Raw genomic sequence first — 263 nt, forward strand, 5'->3', positions numbered from 1 at the left:
GTCCTGAAATCCAAGCCCTTGCCGAAGAAACTGGCGGTTGCGTTGCCGACTCTTTAGAAATGGCGCGCTTTGGTGCAAGACACGACGCTAATATGATCATCGTTGCAGGCGTTCGTTTTATGGGTGAAACTGCTAAAATTTTAACGCCAAACAAAACGGTTGTTATGCCAACACTTGAAGCAACTTGCTCGCTAGACATCGGTTGTCCTATTGATGAGTTCTCAGCATTTTGCGACCAGCACCCTGATCGTAAAGTGGTGGTG

Annotated in this window: 1 protein-coding gene; it reads left to right on the plus strand. The window is 47.5% G+C overall.

All coding sequences use genetic code 11. The annotated features are described in order from the left end of the window. Positions 1-263: quinolinate synthase NadA (gene nadA, locus R2R70_RS20940; protein ID WP_410979041.1), on the plus strand; the 263-nt coding region annotated here is incomplete at both ends.

This window comes from Cobetia sp. SIMBA_158, from assembly GCF_046566945.1.
GTDB lineage: Bacteria > Pseudomonadota > Gammaproteobacteria > Pseudomonadales > Halomonadaceae > Cobetia > Cobetia amphilecti.